The organism is Trichococcus flocculiformis (assembly GCF_963662535.1).
Taxonomy (GTDB): domain Bacteria; phylum Bacillota; class Bacilli; order Lactobacillales; family Aerococcaceae; genus Trichococcus; species Trichococcus flocculiformis.
The window spans coordinates 2,373,160-2,391,941 of sequence record NZ_OY759718.1; the positions used below are offsets into that span (position 1 = coordinate 2,373,160).

The 18,782-nt window shown below is 47.3% G+C and carries 14 protein-coding genes; 5 read left to right on the forward strand and 9 right to left on the reverse strand.

Annotated elements, in window-relative coordinates; all coding sequences use genetic code 11:
- Nucleotides 1-210: 210 nt before the first annotated feature.
- Entirely contained in the window at nt 211-1,674 is a 1,464-nt protein-coding gene (locus tag ACKPCD_RS11350; RefSeq protein WP_086990798.1) for an NCS2 family permease, read from the forward strand.
- Between the two features lie 316 nt (nt 1,675-1,990).
- Complete coding sequence (locus tag ACKPCD_RS11355; protein ID WP_321433256.1) at nt 1,991-4,663, forward strand: cation-translocating P-type ATPase; 2,673 nt, start codon at nt 1,991-1,993, stop codon at nt 4,661-4,663.
- 219 nt (nt 4,664-4,882) lie between these two features.
- Here the strand turns inward: ACKPCD_RS11355 and gorA are convergent, their stop codons facing one another.
- The 4 genes from gorA to ACKPCD_RS11375 are packed head-to-tail and all read right to left on the reverse strand — an operon-like array spanning nt 4,883 to nt 8,031.
- Entirely contained in the window at nt 4,883-6,232 is a 1,350-nt protein-coding gene (gorA, locus tag ACKPCD_RS11360; RefSeq protein ID WP_086989037.1) for a glutathione-disulfide reductase, read from the reverse strand.
- Between the two features lie 30 nt (nt 6,233-6,262).
- A complete protein-coding gene (locus ACKPCD_RS11365) occupies nt 6,263-6,838 on the reverse strand; it encodes a dihydrolipoamide dehydrogenase (protein WP_321433257.1) in 576 nt (191 codons plus the stop codon).
- A 54-nt stretch (nt 6,839-6,892) separates the two neighbouring features.
- Nucleotides 6,893-7,456: a chromate transporter gene (locus ACKPCD_RS11370; RefSeq protein WP_321433258.1), complete on the reverse strand. Its 564-nt coding sequence runs from the start codon at nt 7,454-7,456 to the stop codon at nt 6,893-6,895.
- Nucleotides 7,453-8,031, reverse strand: coding sequence for a chromate transporter (locus ACKPCD_RS11375; protein ID WP_232309244.1), 579 nt, complete (start codon nt 8,029-8,031; stop codon nt 7,453-7,455). The genes ACKPCD_RS11370 and ACKPCD_RS11375 overlap by 4 nt, the downstream gene beginning before the upstream one ends.
- Nucleotides 8,032-8,376: 345 nt before the next feature.
- Here ACKPCD_RS11375 and ACKPCD_RS11380 point away from each other — a divergent pair, with 345 nt between their 5' ends.
- Complete coding sequence (locus ACKPCD_RS11380; RefSeq protein WP_321433259.1) at nt 8,377-8,706, forward strand: iron-sulfur cluster biosynthesis family protein; 330 nt, start codon at nt 8,377-8,379, stop codon at nt 8,704-8,706.
- 79 nt (nt 8,707-8,785) lie between these two features.
- Here the strand turns inward: ACKPCD_RS11380 and gcvPB are convergent, their stop codons facing one another.
- The 4 genes from gcvPB to gcvT form a co-directional block, all read right to left on the reverse strand.
- A complete protein-coding gene (gene gcvPB / locus ACKPCD_RS11385) occupies nt 8,786-10,234 on the reverse strand; it encodes an aminomethyl-transferring glycine dehydrogenase subunit GcvPB (RefSeq protein ID WP_276645144.1) in 1,449 nt (482 codons plus the stop codon).
- The gene (gene gcvPA, locus ACKPCD_RS11390) at nt 10,227-11,582 is read right to left on the reverse strand and encodes an aminomethyl-transferring glycine dehydrogenase subunit GcvPA (protein ID WP_321433260.1); all 1,356 of its coding nucleotides are present in this window, start codon (nt 11,580-11,582) and stop codon (nt 10,227-10,229) included. Before gcvPA ends, gcvPB begins: the two co-directional genes overlap by 8 nt.
- A 1-nt stretch (nt 11,583) precedes the next feature.
- On the reverse strand, nt 11,584-11,979 hold the full coding sequence (gcvH, locus tag ACKPCD_RS11395; protein ID WP_321433261.1) for a glycine cleavage system protein GcvH: 396 nt from the start codon (nt 11,977-11,979) through the stop codon (nt 11,584-11,586).
- A 64-nt stretch (nt 11,980-12,043) separates the two neighbouring features.
- Nucleotides 12,044-13,159, reverse strand: coding sequence for a glycine cleavage system aminomethyltransferase GcvT (gene gcvT / locus ACKPCD_RS11400; RefSeq protein WP_321433262.1), 1,116 nt, complete (start codon nt 13,157-13,159; stop codon nt 12,044-12,046).
- A 452-nt stretch (nt 13,160-13,611) separates the two neighbouring features.
- On the opposite strand from gcvT, the gene ACKPCD_RS11405 reads away from it, so the two are divergent.
- Both ACKPCD_RS11405 and ACKPCD_RS11410 read left to right on the forward strand, forming a co-directional pair.
- Nucleotides 13,612-17,043 (forward strand): pyruvate carboxylase, encoded by a 3,432-nt coding sequence (locus tag ACKPCD_RS11405; protein ID WP_321433263.1) that lies wholly within the window; start codon nt 13,612-13,614, stop codon nt 17,041-17,043.
- A gap of 238 nt (nt 17,044-17,281) precedes the next feature.
- On the forward strand, nt 17,282-17,719 hold the full coding sequence (locus tag ACKPCD_RS11410) for an acyl-CoA thioesterase (protein ID WP_321433264.1): 438 nt from the start codon (nt 17,282-17,284) through the stop codon (nt 17,717-17,719).
- A 399-nt stretch (nt 17,720-18,118) separates the two neighbouring features.
- On the opposite strand, the gene ACKPCD_RS11415 is transcribed toward ACKPCD_RS11410, so the two are convergent.
- Complete coding sequence (locus ACKPCD_RS11415; protein ID WP_321433265.1) at nt 18,119-18,772, reverse strand: NUDIX hydrolase; 654 nt, start codon at nt 18,770-18,772, stop codon at nt 18,119-18,121.
- Nucleotides 18,773-18,782 lie beyond the last annotated feature (10 nt).

Sequence of the window (18,782 nt, forward strand, 5' to 3'; positions counted from 1 at the left end):
AGCAGCGTTTTTGAACCGCTTTCATTACTGGATCAGGAAAATCACGAACATTAAACTAACAAATTGATTAAATCATTCACTTATTTATTGCAAGCCTTAGGGTGATTGGTTATAATAGTCGAGTGGCAAGCAAGGAATGCATTTGAAATCATTTATTGTATCTGTTTCCTGTCGCTGCCGAAAAAAATTCAGATGGGAGATCTTTTCAAAATGGAAAATTTCTTTAAACTCAAAGAGCACGGAACAACAGTTTCCAAAGAAGTCGTTGCCGGAATCACAACTTTCTTCGCAATGTCTTATATTATCTTCGTCAATCCAGCAATCCTTTCTTTATCAGGAATGCCTAGCCAAGCAGTATTTTTGGCAACAATCATTTCCGCTGCTGTCAGCACATTGGTGATGGGCCTTTTCGCTAACGTACCTTATGCTTTGGCACCGGGTATGGGCCTGAACGCCTTCTTCACTTTCACTGTCGTTTTCTCGCTTGGCTTCACCTGGCAACAAGCTTTGGCCATGGTATTCATCTGTGGGATGGTCAACGTTCTGATCACTGTAACCAAAATCAGAAAAATGATCATCAAATCGATCCCTGAAAGCCTGCAGCACGCAATCAGCGGCGGGATCGGCATCTTCATCGCTTATATCGGAATCAAAAACGCCGGCTTCCTTGAATTCACTTCCGACGCTGGCTCCATCACAGCGATCAATGGCGCTCCTTACGATGCAACGGCTGAAACGTTCACTGGCGGTGTAGGCACAGTCATTACTGGCGGCGGCATCGTCCCTGCTTTGGTTAATTTCACGCAAATGCCAGCATTATTGGCTTTGATCGGTTTGATCCTTACAGCTGTATTGATGGTCAAAAATGTCCGTGGCGCAATCCTTATCGGTATCGTTGCGACCACTTTGTTGGGTATCCCGATGGGTGTTGTTGATATTTCAACAGCAAGCCTGCAAGCAAACTCGCTTGCAACAGCTATTTCCGAACTAGGTGTAACATTCGGTGCTGCATTCGGTTCAGAAGGTCTTTTGTCCTTGTTCTCCGATGTTTCCCAATTGCCTTTAGTATTGATGACCATCTTCGCATTCAGCCTTTCCGATACTTTCGACACAATCGGTACATTCATCGGAACTGGTCGTCGTACTGGTATTTTCTCTGCAGAAGATGAAAAAGCGCTTGAAGAAGGATCCGGATTCAGTTCGAAGATGGATAAAGCTTTGTTCGCCGATTCAGTCGGTACGGTAATCGGTTCGATCTTCGGTACTTCAAATACGACTACTTACGTTGAAAGTGCTGCCGGTATCGGTGCTGGCGGACGTACTGGTTTGACTGCAGTTGTTGTTGCCGGCATGTTCATCATCAGCGCATTCTTCGCACCGCTGATTGGTGTTGTTCCCGCTGCTGCAACAGCTCCGGCTTTGATTCTTGTAGGTATTCTGATGATGGGATCATTCACGGAAATCAACTGGCATGATCTCGAAGATGCAATCCCTGCTTTCTTCGCATCCATCTTCATGGGTCTTTCTTACAGCATTTCCTACGGTATCGCAGCCGGCTTCTTCTTCTACTGCATCGTGAAAGTCGTAAAAGGAAAGTCGTACGAAATCCACCCGATCGTTTGGTTCTCTTCGGCTTTATTCTTGGCAAACTTCATCATTTTGGCATTGCTTTAATATGACTGGGCGCATTTCCGAAAAATACGGAAATGTGTCTTTTTTTTTAAATGTTTTCGTTTTCGGTAATAAATTGTTGCGATTCCTTGCTTTTGTCGATATAATTAATCCGAGTGTTAAACTGAATATCTCCATAGGGGAGTAACTAGCAGTACAAGGCTGTGGTAATGTCAACAATAAGTAGAGTAATCCTATCTGCTGGTGTTACCTTAAATAGTGAGACTTATGCATACAGTGTTGTCTGATGGACAATTTTATGCATAGGTCTCTTTTCATTTTAACACTACTACATTCAGGTTAAGAGAGGGGAAATACTGTGTCAAAAGAACAACTGAATAAAGCGTTCTTCGCGCAAACGGAAGAGGAAGTCTTAGCTGAACTTAACTCGACTAGAGATGGCCTTACCAAAGAGGAAGCCGCGAAGAGATTGGCTGAGTATGGAGAGAACGTACTAGAAGCAGGTGAAAAACGCACCACTTTGCAAAAATTCTTGGACCAATTCAAGGATTTCATGATTCTCGTTCTATTAGCTGCAGCAATCATTTCTGGTACTATCGGTCATGAAATCGCTGATGCCATCATCATCTTAGCTGTTGTTATCATAAACGCATTCTTAGGTGTATTCCAAGAGAACAAAGCCGAAGAAGCAATCGAAGCTTTGAAGAAAATGGCTTCACCGCTTGCCAACGTAAAACGTGGCGGAGAAGTTGTCCAAGTCAAGTCAGAATTGCTTGTGCCTGGTGACATCATCGTTTTGGAAGCCGGAGATGTTGTTCCTGCAGATATCCGCCTTTACGATGTCAATTCCCTTAAAGTCGAAGAAGCTGCTTTGACTGGTGAGTCTGTACCGGTCGAAAAAGACTTGCGTGACGTTGAAACCGACGCTGCTTTAGGTGACCGCAAGAACATGGCGTTCTCAAGCACAAACGTTACTTATGGCCGTGCGGAAGGTGTCGTCGTCCTTACAGGGATGAACACCGAAGTTGGACATATCGCGAACATGCTGCAGAACGCTGAAGAGAAGAAAACCCCTCTACAGATCAACCAAGATCAAATGGGTAAATCTTTGACGATTCTGATTTTGGTAATCGCTGTATTGATGTTCATCATCGGATTCGGATTCAATGGCCGTCCTTGGTTGGATATGTTGATGGTTTCGATTTCCGTAGCCGTTGCGGCTATTCCTGAAGGTTTGCCTGCCATCACGACGATCATCCTGGCGTTGGGTACGCAAAAAATGGCGAGCAGAAATGCACTTGTCCGTAAATTGCCTGCTGTTGAAACATTGGGTGGTACTGAAGTCATCTGTTCCGACAAAACCGGTACATTGACTCAAAACAAAATGACGATCGAAAAAGTATACTACGACGGCCAAGTCCACGATGCCGATGAAAACATCGATTTGGAATTGCCTGTCATGAAGATCATGAACTTGGCGAATGACACAAAAATCGCCAACGACAAATCATTGATCGGTGACCCTACCGAAACAGCAATGGTTCAATACGGTTTGGAAAAAGGTTTCGACCTTTCCGCTAAATTGGTTGACATGCCGCGTGTTGCTGAGGTTCCTTTTGAATCAGACCGTAAATTGATGTCCACGATCCACCCGGAAGGCAACCAATTCTTGGTCGCTACCAAAGGGGCTCCTGATGAGTTGTTGAAACGCTGCACGCACATCATCAAGGCTGGCGTCATTTCTCCAATCACAGACGCTGACAGAAAAGAAATCCTGGACACAAACCACAGCTTGGCTATCCAAGCATTGCGTGTATTGGCGATGGCATTCAAAAACGTCGCTGCTGTACCTGCTAAAATGACGACTGAAGCAGTCGAAACGGACTTGGTGTTTGCAGGTCTTATCGGTATGATCGACCCTGAGCGTCCGGAAGCGAAACAAGCGATCGCTCAAGCACAAAAAGCTGGTATCCGTACAGTCATGATCACAGGTGACCATAGAGATACTGCTTCTGCAATCGCAACGCGTTTAGGTATTTTGGATGAAAACACTTCTGCTGGCTCAGTCATTACCGGCGCCGAATTGAATGATATCTCTGATGATGATTTCTTGCGCACGGTTCAAAACTATTCAGTTTATGCCCGTGTTTCTCCTGAACATAAAGTACGTATCGTTAAAGCTTGGCAAGATAACGGCAAAGTGGTCGCCATGACTGGTGACGGCGTGAACGATGCCCCTTCATTGAAACAAGCTGACATCGGTATCGGTATGGGTATCACAGGTACGGAAGTTTCTAAAGGTGCTTCCGACATGGTATTGGCTGATGATAACTTTGCAACAATCGTTCACGCGGTTGAAGAAGGACGTAAGGTTTTCGCAAACATTCAAAAAGCGGTTCAATACTTGCTTTCCGCTAACTTGGGTGAAGTATTGACCTTGTTCATCGCTACTGTTTTGGGCTGGCAGATCCTTGAACCAATCCACTTGCTGTGGATCAACTTGGTTACGGACGTATTCCCTGCTATTGCTTTAGGTTTGGAAGAAGCTGAGAAAGATGTTATGGAACAAGCGCCTCGTGGTCGTTCTTCCAACTTCTTCTCGAACGGCGTATTCACCAGCATGATCTACCAAGGTATCTACGAAGGTGGTATCACCTTGTTCGTATTCTGGTTGGCGACTATCTACTACGGATATGAACTGCACATTGGTGAAGCAATGGCCTTCTTAACCTTAGGATTTATCCAGTTGTCGCATGCCTTCAACTGTAAATCCGTCTTCAAATCATTGTTCTCTGTCAACCCGTTCGGCAACAAAATGTTCAACTACGCAGTCTTGCTGTCGTTGTCATTGATGCTGATGGTGGCATTCGTTCCAGGATTAAACACAATCTTCGGAATCTATGACATGACTGGTCAACAATGGATGATCGTTATTGCAGCTGCTTTGTCGGTAATCCCATTCGTAGAGATCATGAAAGCTATCTTGCGCGGTATCGGATACGACAAAAAAGTGAACCAGATCAAAGAATAAAACTAGATTAATTTCGGCTCCCCGCTCGCGGGGAGCTTTTTTTATAGTGTTATGTACTAATATTGCTTGTGTCCGGTCTTTTGCGGTTTTCGGTGAGCATTCTGTCGACAGATCGGCTTTACATCGGCTCTTCGGAAATATATAGTACTATCATAAAACAAAAAAAGAGGCAGTATGCCAGATAACAAATCGTTATCCGGCATACTGCCTCTTAGCGTTCTACCGCATAGTCACAAACTCTTCCGCGCCAGTGGGATGGATGGCTACGGTATTATCGAAGTCGGCTTTGGTGGCGCCCATTTTGATGGCTACTGCGAAGCCTTGGATCATTTCATCGACGCCGTAGCCGATGCCGTGGAGACCAACGACTTGCTCGTTCTCTCCTGCGCAGACCAGTTTCATTTTGACTAGCTGTCGATGAGCCGTAACGGCTGTGTACATCGACGCAAAGCTAGACTTGTACACTTTTACCTGATCCGCGCCAAACTTCGCTACGGCGTCTTTTTCGCTCAATCCGATGCTGCCGATTGGCGGGTGACTGAAGATTACAGTCGGGATGTTGTCGTAGTCCAGTTTTTCATTCGGTTTGTTGTTAAACAGGCGTTCCGACAATCTGCGCCCGGCTGCAATCGCAACAGGCGTCAGCATGTTCTTGCCGGTTACGTCTCCGACTGCGTAGATGCCGTCGACGGAACTGTTCTCGTATTCGTCGACGATGATGAATTTTTTGTCGCTGACTTTCACATCGGTCGCTTCGATGTTTAGACCGTCAATGTTGGCGGTCCGTCCGATCGCCCAGATGATTTTGTCGAAGACTTCCGATCTGCCGTCCTCTAGGTGCAGCGTCAAAGTGCCGTCTGCATTCTTTTCGACAGCTTTCGATACGGCATGCGTATGTAATGTCGGACCATCCTTTTCGATTTCCTCCATCAGTCCTTCGATGATGCTGTCATCGTATTTGCGCAACGGCTTATCATAGCGGACATAAAGATGCGTATCCACTCCCAAATTGTGCAGCACGCCGGCCAATTCGATGGCGATGTAGCCGGCTCCCACGACTGCGACTTTCTCGGGCAGTTCGGTCCATTCGAAGAATGTATCGGAAACGTCGCCTAGCTTTGCGCCAGGAATCCGTGGACGGATCGGTTTTGCACCAGTCGCGATCAAGATATGTTTGGAACGGATCAGCTCGCCGTTCACCTCAACAGTATGGTTATCGACGAATTTGGCAAAGCCTTCAATCACATCGACATTGCGGCGTTCGAAGCCCGCTTGATAGGAGTTGCGGGAACGCTCTACATAGGCGTCCCGGTTCTTCAGCAAGGTCGGGAAGTCGATTTTGTGTGCACCTGTATCAAACCCATAATCTGGTCCGTATTTGTGGATTGCTTCCGATATTTGGGATGCATACCACATGATTTTTTTCGGTACGCACCCGATGTTCACGCACGTTCCACCCAATAAATTCCCTTCGATAACAGCAGTTTTAGCACCGTATTCTGACGCACGGTTCATCGTCGCAATGCCGCCGCTGCCACCTCCGATGGCGATAAAATCATATTCCCTCATTTTGTTCCTCCGTTACTATCTATAGTATTCTCAATTATTTTTTCTTTCTTCCAACCAAACACAACCAATCGTCTGCGATGCCGGCAAAATGGCCTGGTAGCGGCCGTGGTTATCATACGCTTTATAGAAAAGCTTGCCATCCTCGTTGTAGCCATAAGCATAGACGACTACCCAATGGTTTTTGTACTTACTGTTGAAAAGCCGCGTGGTTCCGACGATGACCGGTACCGGATTCGGACGGTCCAACAAGGCCGGCACGATTTTTTCCGTGATGAGTCCCGATTTTACGGACCAATCCGGAATGTCCTTAAGCAAAGCCTTCAGTCCGTGCTGCACGTCCCAGAAGAAAGTCCCCTTGTAGGGCAGAAATTCATCAACGACCGTCAGCAAGCCCGCCAACAGTGTATCTTTATCCAAAGACTTTTTGTATTTCTGCAGAACCGCATCATGCACCATCACAGCGCTGCAATAAGTGCCACAGATGCCTGGGGTGCCGCTGTTGATCCAGCTGCGGTATTTCGCGAAACGCGCAGGCTTCAACCCCTGCCACTTTTTCGGCATATTCTTTTTTGCTTGAATCTCTTTAGCTGCCTGATTTGACATCATGACAAGTTCCTTTCTTGACGAAGTGAATGTGCTATTCTTTTATTATACACCCAATCAGCTGATTAAATGGAAAAGGATGCTTACGGCACCAGAAACAAGTATCAGCCAAATAGAATCGATTTTTGTAGTCCGGAGCGCATACAATGCCGCAATAAAGATTCCAACCGCAAGGAAATTGACGGTAATTCCGCCGATTAGCGTTCCGCCGGTTTGGAACAGAGCAGCCACAAAAAGCGCCAATCCTGCCGCGGCAATCAGAGCTACGACTGCCGGTCGCAGCCCACCAAGGATGCCTTGCATGATTTTGATATCGCGGTACTTATAGTAAGCCCATGCCAAAATCAATGAGAGGATGATTGAAGGCGTGATTGTACCAAGAGTCGCAACAATTGCCCCTGCAAAACCGCCCACTTTGGTTCCGACGAAGGTAGCCGAATTGATGGCGATCGGTCCCGGCGTGATCTGCGAAATCGTGATGATGTCCGTGTATTCCTGCATTGTTAGCCAGCCATGATTCACGACGATTTCATTCCGGATCAGCGGTAAGGACGCGTAGCCACCGCCAATCGTGAACAGACCGATTTGGAAGAAGGACCAAAATAATTGCAAATAAATCATTTGATCGCCCCTTTCTTCTCTTGATAGCTCAGATTGACAAAACCGATCAATCCCGCCAAGAAAATGATCAGGACGACGTGAACATCAAAGAAATAGGAAGCGATGAACGCCACCAACAGCAATAGAATATTCACAATGTCGCGCTGCTTGACGACCCCGCTGACCATGCCGATGACGACATTGACGATGACTGCAGCCACACCCGCTTGCATCCCGATCATCAAAGCATCCACAATCGGATTTTCACGAAAATTCATGTAAAAATAGGAAACAATCGTGATGATGATAAGCGGGGGCGCAACCGTACCGAATACAGTCACCAAAGCTCCCAGAAAACCCGCCACACGATAGCCGACCAGAATGGATGTATTGACGGCAATCGCACCAGGCGCGGACTGCCCCAAAGCAACCAAATCCAACATTTCATCTGAATCAATCCATTTCAGTTGTTCCACGAATTTTTTTTGCATCAACGGTACGATCACATAGCCTCCACCAAAAGTGAATGCACTCAGCACAAAAGTTGATTTGAACAATAGCCAAAACAACCGAACTGACTTTTCTTGATTTGCCAAAGAATCTCCCCACCTCTTCATTATTTTAAACTCATATATCTTTGATTCTACCAAAGTTGGTTAGTGATGTAAAAAGAACGATCTACCAGAGGGCAGTAGCAAAAGATTGCAGAAGTGTTATTGACATTTTTCCAGTTATAGGATTTTCTTAAGAATGTTCAAAATAAATCGAAAATCTTCTTCCACCGATCCCTTCTGAAGTCATCCTGACTTTCGGCGGAAGAGGGCTTTTCTTGTTTTTTGATGGATATATCGTATACTTATAGTAAGAAAGTAAAGTTGGATAGGCAGTTTCCCCGCCTGGTCATTTGCAGTTACTTTGTATGGAAAGAAAGGGATTAAATCATGAAACTCACTTTTACCGATTCCGCCATTACGGAAATCCAAAAACGTTACGAACTCAAGGACATCAGCCTCTTCTATGCGGTCGGCGATGATTGCGGCTGCCCGAGCACCGGCATCTTCATGTTGAAGGCGCATGATGCCGGAATGGCTGAATACGATGCCGTGATCGAAACGAACATCGGACCTGTTCCTGCGCAAAAATGGGCGCTGGTTTTTCTCGACAGCGACAACGTCATCGATTTCAATGCCGGTCAGCATGCCTTCCAATTGAAAAGCGAACGCGGTTTCCTGAACATGAACCTCTTGCTGGAGCAGACTGTCGCACAGTAAAGTCAAATACACAAAAAGAACAGCCCCCACTTTTCCATTAAAACGGATTGTCGGGAGCTGTTCTTTTTATGGCATCAAATCAGTATTTCACTTTGATCACTCTGGCGGCACGCACTTCATCCAGTCGTCTGACCGATGTATGAAGCGGTGCTTGTGTGACGGTTTCCGGCGTTTCTGCTGCTTCGCGGGCGATTGCGATCAGCGCGTCCGCGAAGTCGTCGAGCGTTTCTTTGCTTTCGGTTTCCGTCGGTTCGATCATCAAAGCTTCCTCGACAATCAACGGAAAATAGACAGTCGGCGCGTAATAGCCGTAATCCAGCAAGCGCTTGGCCATGTCCAAAGTCCGCACACCGCCCTTCTTCTGACGGTTGCCGGAAAGGACGAATTCGTGCTTGCAGATGACCGGATACGGCGTGTCGAAATCATTTTCGAGAAGCTTACGCAGATAATTGGCATGCAGCACGGCGCTCTCCGATACTTTGCGCAAACCGACTGGTCCCATTGTGCGGATGTAGGTGTAGGCCCGGACAAGGACGCCGAAGTTCCCGTAATAACCTTTGACCGGACCGATTGAAGCGGGATGATCGCTGTTCAGCACATAGCCTTCTTCTGTCTTCTCCACTCGCGGAATCGGCAGAAACTCTTTCAGATTTGCCTTTACGCCTACTGGACCGGCTCCCGGTCCGCCGCCGCCATGCGGCGTACTGAATGTCTTGTGCAGGTTCAAATGAACGATATCGAAGCCCATCGTGCCTGGCGTCGTTTTGCTGAGGATGGCGTTCAGGTTCGCACCGTCGTAATAAAGCAATCCGCCGGCACCGTGGATGATTTCGGCAATCTGCACGATATCGCGCTCAAACAGCCCCAGCGTATTCGGATTCGTCAGCATCAAAGCGGCAGTCTGGTCATCGACTGCCTTGCGCAAAGCTTCGAGGTCGACCAAACCTTCAGCGGTCGACGGGATGCTTACGACATCGAAGCCGGCGATATGGGCACTCGATGGATTGGTTCCATGGGCGCTGTCCGGCACGAAAACCTTCGTGCGCTGAAGATCGCCATTCTTTTCATGGTAGGCTCGCACCATCATCAACCCGGTCCATTCGCCGTGCGCTCCGGCTGCCGGCTGCAAAGAAACACCGTCCATGCCGGTGATGACTTCCAAGTCTTCCTGCAGTTCATGCATCAACTGCAGCGCGCCTTGGACGGTTTCCACTGGTTGATAGGGGTGGATATTGGCGAAGCCGTCCAAACGGGCGGTCACCTCGTTGATTTTCGGGTTGTATTTCATTGTGCAGGACCCCAGCGGATAAAAGCCGTTTTCTATGCCAAAGTTGTCCTGGGAAAGGTTGGTGTAATGGCGCATCAACTGCAGCTCGCTGATTTCCGGCAATTCGGCCGGCTGTTTGCGGACAAGATGCTCCGGCAGTTTGGCCTTGAAATCCGCTTTTGGGACATCACTCTTTGGAAGGCTGTAGCCGACGCGCCCTGAACGGCTTAATTCAAAAATCACCTTTTTTGTTTTACGCATGCTTCATTCCCTCCAATACCGCAATGAATCGGTCGATTTCTTCCTTCGTGCGTTTTTCGGTGGCACAAACCAGCAACTGATTCGGCTTTTTATAGGTTTCGGCCAAGCTGTAACCGCCGATGATGCCCGCCTCCAGCAAAGCCTTATTCGCTTCTTCAGCAGGGAAAGGCAGATCGATGACGAACTCATTAAAGAACGGCGAGTGATTCAGGATCGCGAAGCCTTTATCCTGCAAAGCTTGGGCAAAATAAGATGCTTTGTCGACGTTCAGCTGCGCCATTTCCTGAACGCCCTGTTTACCGAGGGCCGCCATGCAGACCGCTGAAGCCAACGCGTTCAAGGCTTGGTTCGAACTCATGTAGGAAGTCGCTTTTTCGCGGCGGATATGCTGCTCTCGGCTTTGGAGCGTCAGCACAAAAGCGCGTTCTCCCTCGGCATCCACAGTTTCCCCGACGATCCGTCCGGGAACTTTGCGGATATGCTTTTGATTCACGGAGAAGTAACCGCAATGCGGACCGCCGAATGACATCGGCAAACCGAACGGCTGCGTGTCTCCGACAACGATATCCGCCCCCAATTTACCGGGCGCTTCCAATATTCCAAGCGCCAACGGATTGGCCATCACGATCAACAGCGCCCCTTTATCTTCCGCAATCTTTTTTACGACAGCCAAATCTTCGACCGAGCCGAAGAAATTCGGGTACTGGACTACGATTGCGGCGGTATCCGGTGTGGTCAGGCATCGCGTGACACCGAAGTTGGTGACGTCTTTTTCCATCAACACTTCGATGACTTCGAGGCCACGCCCTTTTGCGGCAGTGTGGACGACGGCACGAGCATTCGGATGGACCGCTTGTGAAAGAACGATTTCCTTGCGTTTCGTAACGGCCGCTGCCAAACCAACAGCTTCGCTCAAGGAAGCAAAACCATCATATAAGGAAGAGTTTGTGGCTTCCATCCCGGTCAATTCGCTGATCATCGATTGAAACTCAAAAATCGCCTGCAGCTCTCCTTGACTGGCTTCCGCCTGATAAGGGGTATAGGCTGTATAGAATTCAGAGCGCGAAATCACCGCATCCACAACGCTCGGAATATAATGATCATACGTACCGGCGCCCATGAAAATCGGCATCTGTCCGGCACTGACGTTTTTCTCGGCCAAGTCTTTCATTTGTTTCAATAGTTCCGATTCGGAAACGGCAGCCGGAATCGCCAACGCTTCCTTCAAACGGATTTCGTCAGGGATATCCGTGAACAGGTCCTCCATGCTTTCGACCCCGATGACAGCCAACATTTCTTTTTCGTCTTCGGCCGTATCCGGTAAATAACGGAATCGCTCCTCAGTCATTTTACGCTTCCTCCTCGGCCACGAATGCTGCATATTCATCGTAGCTCAACAATTCATCCAATTCATTGATATCGCTCAGGCTCATTTCGTACATCCAGCCGCCTGCAAACGGTTCTGCATTGACGACTTCAGGGGAATCAGCTAAAGCTTCGTTTTGTTTCGTCACTGTTCCAGAGACAGGCGCATACACTTCCGAGACGGATTTTACGGATTCTACCGTCACAGACTCGTCCCCCTTAGCCAATTCAGCATCCAGATCAGCCACGAAATCCACGAACACGATATCGCCAAGTTGTTCTGCTGCATGCTCTGTGATGCCGATGCGTACCGTTTCATCTGTGATCTTTTCTACCCATTCGTGCTCTTTTGTGTAATAAAAATTCTTGTGGTCTGCCATTTTGATCATCCTTCCGCGCACGGCGCTGGTTTATTTTTGTTTTCATTAGTACACGTGCCAAAAATTATTTTTTTCTTTTGTAGAATGGTTTCGGAACAATCCGAGCTTGGATACGTTTGTTGCGTATTTCAATTTGGATCTCTGTTCCGAGGGTGGCTGCTTCCGACTTCACTAAGGCCATTCCGATACTTTTCTTCAAAGTCGGCGACTGCGTACCGGATGTGACGACCCCAATCTCCGCTCCGTCCGAGGAAAAGACTTTATAGCCTTCGCGTGGAATCCCTCTTTCGATGGCTTCGAAACCGACGATCTTTTCTTTTGGTCCGTCTTCGCGAATTGCCGTCAAGGATGCTTTACCGATAAAATCACTCGCTTTTTTCGTCTTGACTGCAAATCCCAACCCAGCAGCCAGTGGGGTGATTTCCTCAGATAATTCATGTCCATACAGTGGCATCCCGGACTCCAATCGAAGCGTGTCCCGCGAACCGAGTCCACAAGGCAAAGCACCATAGGCTTCTCCGACTGCCAGCAGTTTTTCCCACAGCAACGCGGTCTGCTCACCCGTCAGATATAATTCAAACCCGTCTTCACCGGTATAACCCGTCCTCGAAATCAAGACATGCGGAATGCCCGCCACTTCCTGTTCCGCGATGAAATGGTAATTTCCGATGGCATCCAGATCAGCGTCCGTCAGTTCCTTCAGAATTTTGATGGCGGCCGGTCCTTGCAGAGCGAGCAGACCGATACTGTCGGAAATATTGCTGATACTCGCTTCTAACTTTTTGTTCTCCTGCATCCATGCAAATACTTTATCCGTGTTGGATGCATTGCAGACCAGCAGGTAGCGCTCTTCGTTCATTTTGAAAAGGATGACGTCATCGACTGCCCCGCCATCCGGGTAACACATAATATTGTATTGAGCCTGGCCGATCGTCATCACGCTGGTATCATTCGTCAGCAGTCCATTCAGGTAGTCTTCTGCTTTATCGCCGGATATTTCGATCTCTCCCATATGCGAACAATCGAACAGTCCCGCGCGTTCACGAACGGCCTCATGTTCGGAAAGAATGCCGGAAAATTGGATCGGCATCTCCCAGCCCCCGAAATCAATCAGCTTCACGTCATTCGCTTTATAATATTCAAATAATGGCGTGTGTTTGCCTATTGTTGGTTCACTCACGTATAAATCCCCCTTTTCTTTACTGGATTCCCCATTTTTGCAACTATTTTTCGATTACCGTCGCATTAACGTGTAACCGTTTCACTTCCCTTTGTTATCTATTTTAGCACAGAAAATGAGCAAAACCCTCTCACGAAAGATTGTTCGCATTAGTTGCAAAATCAATCTCATAATAGCACGTACTATTTCCAATTACGAAAAATAAGCTTATGTTATTGATATTATTTTGAATAATCGTTCGTATTTTGTTCAAAAACAGCATTTCCGCCAATTATTAATGGATTCTTAAAAAGGTAGTTGTAAACAAGCTAAATAATGTGTAAAATGAATAATTAAAAAGATATAATTGATTTCTCTCGCCAAATTTTCATATTCGGCAGAAATCACGAATCATTTTTAATCATTGTATAAGAAATTTTCCTGAATTTTAATAAATTAGCGAGGTGGAAATATTGAAAAAAGTTTTAGTTGCAAATCGTGGCGAAATCGCGATACGTGTATTTCGTGCACTGACTGAACTGGGAATCCCTACTGTGGGCGTATATGCGCAAGAGGATGAAGGTTCTGTGCACCGTTTTAAAGCAGATGAAGCCTATTTGGTCGGAAAGGGCAAAAAGCCTATCGACGCCTATCTGGACATCGAAGACCTGATCCGCATCGCTAAAGATTCCGGTGCAGACGGCATTCATCCTGGATATGGTTTCTTATCTGAAAATATCGACTTCGCTAGACGCTGCCAAGAAGAAGGCATCAAATTCATCGGTCCTTCTTTGGAGCATTTGGACATTTTTGGCGATAAAATCAAAGCAAAAGTTGCCGCTGTGGAAGCCGGCATCCAATCAATCCCTGGATCTGACGGTCCTGTAGCGAACATCGATGAAGTCATTGCGTTTGCGGAAGCCTACAACTACCCGATCATGATCAAAGCGGCTTTAGGCGGCGGCGGACGCGGTATGCGTATGGCCTTCAATGAACAAGAAGCCCGTGAAGGTTTCGAAAGAGCCCGCAGTGAAGCGTTGGCCGCGTTCGGCAACGATGAAATTTATGTTGAAAAGTACATCCAAGATCCTAAACATATCGAAATTCAAATTTTAGGGGATGAGCACGGTAACATTGTTCACCTCTACGAGCGTGACTGCTCTGTGCAACGTCGTCATCAAAAAGTAGTCGAAGTGGCACCTTGCGTTTCCATGTCGGATGAAGTTCGTCACGAAATCTGTAACGCTGCTCTTCAATTGATGAAACACGTTGGCTATGTAAATGCCGGAACCGTTGAATTCCTTTTGGAAGGCGATCAATTCTACTTCATCGAAGTGAATCCGCGTGTCCAAGTGGAGCACACAATCACAGAATTGATTACAGGAATCGATATCGTCCAATCACAGATCCTGATCGCTCAAGGACAAGATCTGCATAAAGAAATCGGTATCCCGCAACAGGAAAATATCCCGTTGATCGGTGCTGCTATCCAGTGCCGGATCACGACGGAAGATCCGTTGAATAACTTCTTCCCTGATACCGGAAAAATCAATACGTACCGTTCTCCAGGCGGTTTCGGTATCCGATTGGATGCTGGTAACGGATTCCAAGGTACGGTCGTTACACCGTTCTTTGACTCTTTACTAGTTAAATTATGCGTACATGCTTCGACATTCGATCAAGCTGTCCGCAAAACGGAGCGTTCGCTGATCGAATTCCGAATCCGTGGCGTAAAAACGAACATTCCATTCATGTTCAACGTCATCACGCACCCGATCTTTGTATCAGGCGATGCGAAAACGACATTCATCGATACGACGCCAGAATTGTTCGAATTCCCTAAAACGCGTGACCGTGGTAACAAAACGATGCAGTACATCGGAAACATTACCGTTAATGGCTTCCCAGGTATCCAAAAAGGCCACAAGAAATTCTATGATAAGCCTCGGATTCCGACTGACATCGTCGTTCCGGAACAAAAAATCATCACTGCCAAAAATATTTTGGATGAAAAAGGCCCTACAGCAGTGAGCGAATGGATCAAAGACCAAAACCGCGTTCTCTTGACGGATACAACTTTCCGTGATGCGCACCAAAGTTTGCTGGCTACCCGTATCCGCACAAATGAGATGCAAGCCATCGCAGCCGAAACGCAAGCGGCCATTCCGCAATTGTTCTCTTCGGAAATGTGGGGAGGAGCTACCTTCGATGTTGCCTACCGCTTCTTGAGCGAAGATCCTTGGAAACGATTGAAGAAACTGCGCTCGCAAATGCCGGATACTTTATTGCAGATGCTTTTCCGTGGATCCAATGCCGTCGGATACCAAAACTATCCGGACAACGGTTTAGAAGAGTTCATCAGACTTGCCGCTAAAAACGGAATCGATGTTTTCCGTATCTTCGACAGTTTGAACTGGACGAAACAAATGGAAAAGAGCATCCAGTATGTGCGCGACAATGATAAGATTTCTGAAGCAGCCATCTGCTACACTGGCGATATCAATGATCCGACACAAACAAAATACACCATCCAATACTACAAAGAGATGGCCAAAGAGCTTGAATCACTGGGTGCACACATCATCGCAATCAAGGATATGGCTGGTCTTTTGAAACCGCAAGCGGCTTACCGTCTGATCAGCGAATTGAAAGATACCGTCAATCTGCCGATCCATCTGCATACACATGACACAAGCGGAAACGGCATCTACACATACTCAGAAGCAATCAAAGCTGGCGTAGACATCGTAGATGTGGCCATGAGTGCCATGAGCGGCACGACCAGCCAACCAAGCATCAGCAGCTTGTACTATGCCCTGGAAGGTTCTGAACACGCGCCGGAAATCAATATCCATAACGTACATAAAATCAACCGTTATTGGGAAGATATCCGTGATTACTATGAAGAATTCGAAGGCGGCATCCAGACGACTTCAACAGAAGTATACAATCACCAAATGCCGGGCGGACAATACACGAACCTGCAACAACAGGCGAATGCAGTCGGCTTGAACGATGAGTGGGATAAAGTCAAAGAAATGTATGCTGACGTGAATAAAATGTTCGGCGATATCGTTAAAGTGACCCCTTCCTCAAAAGTTGTCGGCGACATGGCTCTCTTCATGGTCCAAAACAAATTGAATGAAGAAGATATCTACGCTAAAGGCGATACCATCGACTTCCCTGAATCCGTCATCAGCTTCTTCAAAGGTGACTTGGGCCAACCGACAGGCGGATTCCCCGATAGATTGCAGGAAATCATCCTGAAAGGCAAAAAAGCCATCACAGAACGACCAGGCAGCCTGCGTGAGCCGATCGACTTCGTGGCTTTAAAAGCCGAACTGGAGGAAAAAATCCAGCGTACAGCCAGCGATGAGGATGTCATCAGCTACCTGATGTATCCGCAAATCTTCCTGGATTACGTGGCCGTCTACGATAAGTTCGGCGATGTCACTAAACTTGACACCCCTACTTTCTTCCACGGCATGCGTATGGGCGAACAGATCGAAGTTCAGATCGAAAAAGGTAAAACTTTAATCATTAAATTGAACTCGATCGGTGAACCGGATTCGGACGGAATGCGTATCCTTTACTTCGACCTGAATGGCCAGGGCCGTGAGATTGAAGTCAAAGATATGTCCATCACCAGCACGAAAGCGATCCGCAAAAAAGCGGAACCTACCAACAAAGAACACGTCGGCGCAACAATGCCGGGTTCTGTATTGGAAGTTCTCGTCAAACGCGGCGACCGCGTTTCTCAAGGCGATCCAGTCGTGATCACTGAAGCGATGAAGATGGAAACGATGATCCGTTCAACAATCAGCGGTGTCGTCGATCAGATCTATGTTATCGACGGCGATCAGATCGAAGCCGGAGATCTGCTAATCGAGATTGAAGCAAAATAAAAGACACAAGAAGGGGAGGCTCCAAAGGAGACCTCCCTTTCTTGCCGCTTTCCCTAGAGCCACATCTGTAAATGTCCGATAACTGTAGTGAATCGGACATTCAGCATCCACATGCTTCGGCGGTTGTCCGATAACTGCGCTGTATCGGACAACGCGTAACCTACCAGCAAGAAAAAAGGCAGTTCATTAGGGATAAGTCTTTCATATCCCTAATGAACTGCCGCAAGGAGGAACTTTTTTGAAAAATGAATTGAAACCCTACATCCACGTCGCCCAATACTATGAAACAGATCAGATGAAAATCATCCACCATTCGAATTACATCCGTTGGTTCGAGGAAGCCCGCATCGACTTCCTTGATCAGGTCGGTGCAAATTACGCGAAACTCGAAGCGAACGGCATCGTCAGCCCAGTACTGACAGTCGAGGCCCAATATAAGTCGATGGTCCGCTATGGCGATTCCGTCTACGTCCTGCCTGAAATCGAGTCGTACAACGGCGTCAAATTGAGTCTTGCCTATCGCGTCATCGATGTCGCGACCGGCGAGCTGCGCACGACCGGAAAAAGCCAGCATTGCTTCCTGAACGAGGCTGGACGCCCTGTTTCGTTGAAGAAAGTCCAACCAAGCGTGCATGAAAGCTTCGAAAAATATCGCGCACATATTTTCAACATCTGATGTACCCCTACTTATTTATTACCCAATTAATATCTTACTTTCGGCTTTAAGCACGGCCAATAATGCCGAAAAGTCAACAGTTCAGACCACTTTGGGGTGATCGGTATACTGTCCTGGGCGTTCACCCGAAAGAGGAGCATTCTGTCGGGTGTTTTGCGGTTTTCGGTGATCATTCTGTCGAGAGATTCGCGCACTCTCGGTTCTTCGGTATACCGTCTTGGACTGATGCCCGACAAACGGGCGATCCTTCCGGTATTTAGTAGTTTCCGGTAGTTATTCACCTGACCGAAGTTTTAACTCTCGACTATCCGCACCGGCAGAGCACCGAGAATACAGATAACTGCAAATTATGCGCCAAGCATGAAGAGGCCGGCTTTTAGCGAGCCGGCCTCTTCATGCTTATTTTGATGATTGCTCATTTTGTTCCAGTATGTTGACGAAGCGGTCGGTGAGGTTCGCGGTATATCCCCACAGTCGATGATGCTCAAGATGGTAGAAAGGCACACAGTGGACACCGACCTTAAATTTGTAGTCTTTCCCGTTTGGAATCAGTTCAAACGGAAAATCATCGGGATGCTCCAGCCGGACCGTCGAAGAATAATAGGTAGGCCGATTGTCCATGAAATACTGAAGCGGCACCGTGAAGATTTCCTGGACCTCTTTATTGAAATGGATATCATCCTTTTCAACACCGGTGATTTCCCCGACGAAGCAATGAATGATTGCGCGATCATTCATGATATAGTCCATCTCCCCCAAAATTTTTATGTTTTCGCTCTTTAGGTTCAACTCTTCCATGGTTTCCCGGATCGCCGCCGCTTCAAAGCTTTCTCCCGGCTCCACTGCACCACCCGGGAAGGAAGTATCCCCAGGTTGGGATATATGCGCTCCCCGTACTTCATAAAGAACATGAAGCGCTCCGTCCACTCTTATCAAAGGGATCAGAACGGAAAAATTGCGCTGTTCCCCGATCGGCTCCGGCTTGTGTTCCGCAATTATTTTTTTGATATCCTCCAGCATTGTGCATTCACCTACCGCTTGTTTTAATTTCATTATACAGGTT

What these genes read in the sequence shown, in the direction of transcription:
- ACKPCD_RS11350 (WP_086990798.1), top strand. Translation starts at nt 211, where the DNA reads ATGGAAAATTTCTTTAAACTCAAAGAGCACGGAACAACAGTTTCCAAA.
- gorA (WP_086989037.1), bottom strand. Translation starts at nt 6,232, where the DNA reads ATGAGGGAATATGATTTTATCGCCATCGGAGGTGGCAGCGGCGGCATT.
- ACKPCD_RS11365 (WP_321433257.1), bottom strand. Translation starts at nt 6,838, where the DNA reads ATGATGTCAAATCAGGCAGCTAAAGAGATTCAAGCAAAAAAGAATATG.
- ACKPCD_RS11370 (WP_321433258.1), bottom strand. Translation starts at nt 7,456, where the DNA reads ATGATTTATTTGCAATTATTTTGGTCCTTCTTCCAAATCGGTCTGTTC.
- ACKPCD_RS11380 (WP_321433259.1), top strand. Translation starts at nt 8,377, where the DNA reads ATGAAACTCACTTTTACCGATTCCGCCATTACGGAAATCCAAAAACGT.
- gcvPB (WP_276645144.1), bottom strand. Translation starts at nt 10,234, where the DNA reads ATGCGTAAAACAAAAAAGGTGATTTTTGAATTAAGCCGTTCAGGGCGC.
- gcvPA (WP_321433260.1), bottom strand. Translation starts at nt 11,582, where the DNA reads ATGACTGAGGAGCGATTCCGTTATTTACCGGATACGGCCGAAGACGAA.
- gcvH (WP_321433261.1), bottom strand. Translation starts at nt 11,979, where the DNA reads ATGGCAGACCACAAGAATTTTTATTACACAAAAGAGCACGAATGGGTA.
- ACKPCD_RS11415 (WP_321433265.1), bottom strand. Translation starts at nt 18,772, where the DNA reads ATGAAATTAAAACAAGCGGTAGGTGAATGCACAATGCTGGAGGATATC.